This is a genomic window from Kitasatospora sp. NPDC002965 (assembly GCF_040611255.1).
Lineage (GTDB): Bacteria > Actinomycetota > Actinomycetes > Streptomycetales > Streptomycetaceae > Kitasatospora.
Map to the genome: position 1 here is coordinate 1 of NZ_JBEXNT010000254.1, position 5,101 is coordinate 5,101.

Below are 5,101 nucleotides of genomic sequence, written 5' to 3' on the forward strand. Positions count from 1 at the left end.
GCCGACCTGCACGGCTTCTCCCCGGGCCCGCCGCTCTCACCCCACGCCGTCCTGGCCCGCTTCCTGCGCGCCCTCGGCACCTCCGGCGAGCACGTCCCCACCGCCCCCGAGGAGGCCGCCGCCCTCTACCGCACCCTCCTCGCCGACCAGCGGATCCTCGTCGTCCTCGACAACGCCCACAGCGCCGAACAGGTCCGCCCCCTGCTCCCCGGCGCCCCCCAGTGCCTGACCCTGGTCACCAGCCGCACCCGCCTCGCCGGCCTCACCGCCCGCGACGGCGCCCGCCCCCTCGCCCTCGGCCTGATGCCCGCCCCCGACGCCCTCGCCCTCCTGCACCGCGTCATCGGCGACGACCGCACCCGCACCGAACCCGAGGCCGCGACCGAACTCGCCACCGCCTGCGGCCACCTCCCCCTCGCCCTCGCGATCACCGCCGCCCGCCTCGCCGAACGCCCCCACCGCACCCTCACCGACCACGTCACGGAACTGCGCGACACCGAGAACCGCCTCACCGCGCTCCAGATCGACGGCGACACCACCTCCGCCGTCCGCACCGCGCTCGGCCTCTCGTACCACGCCCTGCCCACCCCCGCCCGCACCCTCTTCCGGCACCTCGCCCTCGCCCCCACCCCCACCTTCAGCACCGCCGCGGCCGCCGCGCTGCACGGACACCCCGTCCACGCCGTCCGCCCGCTCCTCGACCAGCTCGCCACCGCCCACCTCCTCGCCCACGAGAACCCCGACCACTACCGCATGCACGACCTGCTCCGCCTCTACGCCACCGAACGCGCCACCGCCGAAACCGGCCCCGCCGCCCGCACCGCCGCCCGCGAACGCCTCTGTACGTGGTACCTCCACCACGCCGACGCCGCCGCCCGCCTCCTCACCCCCCACCGCCGCCGGCTCCCCCTCACCACCCCCGGCGCCTGGTACGAGTCCCCGGCCTTCACCACCGCCACCCAGGCCCGGCAGTGGTGCGAGAGCGAACACACCCACCTGCTCGACACCGTCCGCACCGCCGCCCGGCACGGCCTCGACGACGTGGCCTGGCGGCTACCGGCCGCCCTGTGGGGCTACTACTTCCTCAGCCCCCGCCTCGACGACTGGGAGGAAGCGGCCCGCCTCGCCGTCGCCGCCGCCCACCGCGCCGGTGACCCCCACGGCGAGGGCCGCACCAGGAACGACCTCGCCACCGCTCTCACCGCGCTCGGCCGCCACGACGACTCCCTCACCGAGCTCCGCCGGGCCCGCGCCCTCCTCGCCTCCGTCGGCGACCGGGTCGGTGAAGCCCTCGTCATCGGCAACCTCGGCGACCACAGCCTCCACACCGGCGCCTACGGGCAGGCCCGCGTGTACCTCCAGGGAGCGCTCGCCCTGCTGCGGGCGCAGCCGGCGGACCGCCGGGACGACTGGGCGATCGGGGCCTGCGAGACCAACGTCGGCGTGAGCGCGATGCGGGCCGGCCGCACCGGGGAGGCGGACGAGTACCTGCACCGGGCGCTCGACCGCCACCGCTCGACCGGGAACCCCGTCCTGGAGAGCATCACCCTGTTCCACCTGGGCGACCACCACCGCCGTCTGGACCGGCCCGAGCAGGCCGCCGAGCGTCTCCACCAGGCGCTGGCCGTGATCGACGGCAGCACCGGGAACCCGCGGCTGCGCGCCGAGGTGCTGGCGGCACTGGCCGATCTGGGGGAACGGGCGGGCCGCGGCGAGCGGGCCGACCACGGCACGTCGACCGGCCTGCGGCGCACGGGCTGACCGTCCGGGCCGCGCCGTCCGCCGCACCTACCACACGGCCCGGCCGGCTCGGGGCCGGTTGTCGCCCGGGCGGGTGGTCGGGACGCCGGCACGGCAGGGCGGGGGCGGTGCGGGGGGCCGGGCGTGCTCGGATGGCGGAGAGTCCGGCCGGGGCCCGGCACGGTGGGCCGTCGCCCCCAGGGGCTGCGGGCGTGCCGGCGGTCGAGGGGCTCCGGCGGGCCCGGGCGACCGGCCGAGGGCGAGGAGGGGACGATGCGGCGCACCGCGATGGCGGCCGTGGTGTCGGCGGCGGTGCTGGCGATCGCGGCGGTCGGACCGGCCGGGCCGCCGGTCGACGACGGGGCGGGTGCGGCGGCCGGGCAGCGGGCGCCGTCGTGGTCCGGGGACTTCGGCGGGCGCGGCGGGTTCGACGACTTCGACGACCTGGGCGGCCTCGGCGACCTCGCCGGAACCGCCGGATCCGCGGGGGCCGACGCCCTCGGCGGCTTCGGCCGGCCCGGCGGCCCGGCCGGGACCGGTGGCGGACGCCTGCGGGTGCTCGCCGGGGTCCTGCGGCAGGACCGGCCCGGCAGCGGCTGGTACCTGGTCGGCGGGGCGCACCTGGCGCTCGGCCTCCAGGTCGTCTCCGCCGACCACGAGCAGATCGTGCTGCGCTTCCCACCCGCCCGCCGGGTGGTGTCCGTGCTCTGCGGGCCCGACGAGACGTACGCGCCGCAGGGATTCACCTGCGGCGCGTCCGTCTCGCTCGACCGGGTCACCGTCCGCCTCGGCCGCAACGGGCGGCCCGCCGACCCGGCCGTCACCAGTGCCGGCGAGTACGCCAACTTCTGGTTGCTCGGGCTCGTCGAGCGGCGCTGACGGCCGGGGCGGGACTCCGTGGCCGGGGCGTTATCCGGAGCCGGGGCGGTCCCGGCGGCCGGGTCAGCGCTCGGCCGGTGCCGTCCAGGACGGCTCCGCGGCCGGTGCCCAGGCCCGGTCGTCGCCCGGGCCCTGCTCCGTCGCCTCCCACGAGCGCTCCGCGTCGGGGCGCGGACGGCCCCGTCGGCCGCCGGGGCGCACCGGCCACCAGAGTCCGCGGCCGAGCAGGACCGCCAGCGCGGGCACCAGGACGACGGAGAGCAGGAACGCGGAGAGCAGGATGCCGAGCGCCGTCGCGAAGCCGACCTGCTGGGTGGACGGCTGCGGGGTGACCGCCAGGCCGGCGAACGACCCGGCCAGTACCAGGCCCGCCGTCGCGATGGCCGGCGTGGTGTGCCGGACGGCCCTGGCGACCGCGGCCCGGGCGGGCCCGGGGCGCTCCATCTCCTCCCGGATCCGGTCGCTGATCAGGATGTTGTAGTCGGTGCCCAGCGCGACGACGAAGAGGAAGAGCACCAGCGGGAGGGTGAAGTTGACGCCCGGCTTGTCCAGCGCGTGCTGGAACACCAGCGCGGACGCACCGAGGGTGGCCGCGAAGCCGAGGCCGACGGAGAGCAGCAGGACGACCGGCGCGAGCAGGCTGCGCAGCAGGACGAGCAGGATCAGCCCGATCAGACCGGCGGCGACCGGGAAGACCAGCCGGAGGTCGTGGTCGACGGCGGTCGAGACGTCGGCGAAGACCGCCGGGGTGCCGCCGACGTGCGCCGCCAGCCCGTTCGGGGTGTTCGCCGCGACCGCCGCGCGGACCGGTCCGGAGACGAGGTCGCGCGCCGCGCCGGACTGCGGGTCGGCGGTCAGGAAGAGGTCGATCCGGACGGCCCGGCGGCTCTCGCTCAGTACCGGCGTGCCCGCCTGGCCGACGCCCTCGACCCGGGCGAGCGCCTTGGCCAGGCCGTCGACCGCGCCGACGGTGAGCGGGCCGCCGTCCCGCGCCTCGACGAGGACGGTGGTCGGGTCGGACACCCCGGCGGGCAGGGCGCGGGAGATCTCGGCGGCGGTGGTCTGGGCGGCGGTCCGCGGGCCGCCGCCGAAGCCGTAGTCCATCCGGATCCCGATCAGACCGGCGGCCAGCGCACCCATGAGGGCGACCGAGCCGACGACCATGGTCAGCGGGCGGCGGGCCACGAGGTCCCCGAACCGGGCGGACGCGCCCGCGGCGGGTTCACGGCGCAGGGAGCGCGAGGGCCAGAACAGGGCCCGTCCGGTGGCCGCCAGCACGGCCGGCATCAGGGTGAGGCCGGCCAGCAGCATGACCAGGACCGAGACGGCGACGGCCGGGCCGAGCACCCGGAACTGTCCGAAGCTCGCGATCCCGAGGGTGGCGAAGGCGGCGACGATGGTCAGCGCGGCCGACGTGATCGCGGTGCCGACCCGGGCGCCGACCTCGGCCGCGACGGCGCGGTGGTGGCGGTCCGGGCGGGCTCGCAACTCCTCGCGGAAGCGGAACATCAGGAAGAGGAAGTAGTCGATCCCGATCCCGAGCAGCACCACCGCGATCAGGCTCGGCACGGAGGGGTCGAGCTTGATGTCGGCCAGCAGCGCGGTGCCGACGACCGCGCCGCTCGCCACCCCGCCGATCAGGGCCACCGAGACCAGCGGCACGAGGGCCGCCATGACGCTGCGGAACACCAGCACGTTGAGCAGCATGATCAGCACGACCGAGCCGATCGAGGCGATCTTGCCGAGCGTCTCGCTGTCGTCGGCGGCGTCGATCTGCTCGGCCAGGGCGCCGGTGAAGCCGGTCCGCAGGCCGGCGTCGGCGAACTGGGCCCGGGCGCCGTCCCGGAACGCCCGGTAGGTGCCGTGCAGTCCCGGGTCCACCGAGTTCCCGGTGAGGCTGGCGGTGAGCAGCTCGAAGGTCCGGTCCGGCGCGACCATGGCCGGGGCGATCTGGGGGACCTGCGAGTAGTCCTTCCGCAGCAGGGCCGGGGCGTCGTCGGTCACGGGCATCGTGACCTTCGACCGGCCGAGCTTCTCGGCCACCCCGGCGACGCGCTGCCGGTCCGCGTCGGTGAGCGCCGCGCCGTCGGCCCGCGCGACCAGGACGGTGACCGGGTTGGCGTCGGCCTTGGCCCCGAAGTGTTCCTGGGCGATCGTCGTGGCGGCGGCCGAGTCGTAGCTCCTGGGCAGGAAGTCGGCCGTCTGGGTCTGGGTCACCCGGAAGATCAGGGCCTGGCTGAGAACGGTCAGGAGCATTCCCAGGACCGCCCAGACGGCGATGACCTTCCACGGATTCCTGGTGGAGAATCCGGTCAGGGCGCGGATCACGATGTCCTCCGGCTGTGGTGCGACTGCCGGGGTCTCCCGGCAGATCTCAAGCTCATCAGCCCGCATCCGCCGTTTCCTCCGAGCCCAGGACGAGAACGCCACCGGGACCGCGGTCTCCCGCCCCCTCCCCGACCGGGACCGTGGTCCCGGTCGG

At 76.4% G+C, this 5,101-nt stretch carries 3 protein-coding genes; 2 read left to right on the plus strand and 1 reads right to left on the minus strand.

Annotated features, from left to right (window positions below; genetic code table 11):
* Together ABZY91_RS41290 and ABZY91_RS41295 are read left to right on the plus strand one after the other, a co-directional pair.
* On the plus strand, positions 1-1,761 hold a 1,761-nt coding region (locus ABZY91_RS41290; protein WP_355409311.1), incomplete at its 5' end, for a tetratricopeptide repeat protein.
* A 252-nt stretch (positions 1,762-2,013) separates the two neighbouring features.
* The gene (locus tag ABZY91_RS41295) at positions 2,014-2,619 is read left to right on the plus strand and encodes a hypothetical protein (protein WP_355409312.1); all 606 of its coding nucleotides are present in this window, start codon (positions 2,014-2,016) and stop codon (positions 2,617-2,619) included.
* A 63-nt stretch (positions 2,620-2,682) separates the two neighbouring features.
* Here ABZY91_RS41295 and ABZY91_RS41300 read toward each other — a convergent pair whose 3' ends face one another.
* Positions 2,683-5,013 (minus strand): MMPL family transporter, encoded by a 2,331-nt coding sequence (locus tag ABZY91_RS41300; RefSeq protein WP_355409314.1) that lies wholly within the window; start codon positions 5,011-5,013, stop codon positions 2,683-2,685.
* Positions 5,014-5,101: the final 88 nt, after the last annotated feature.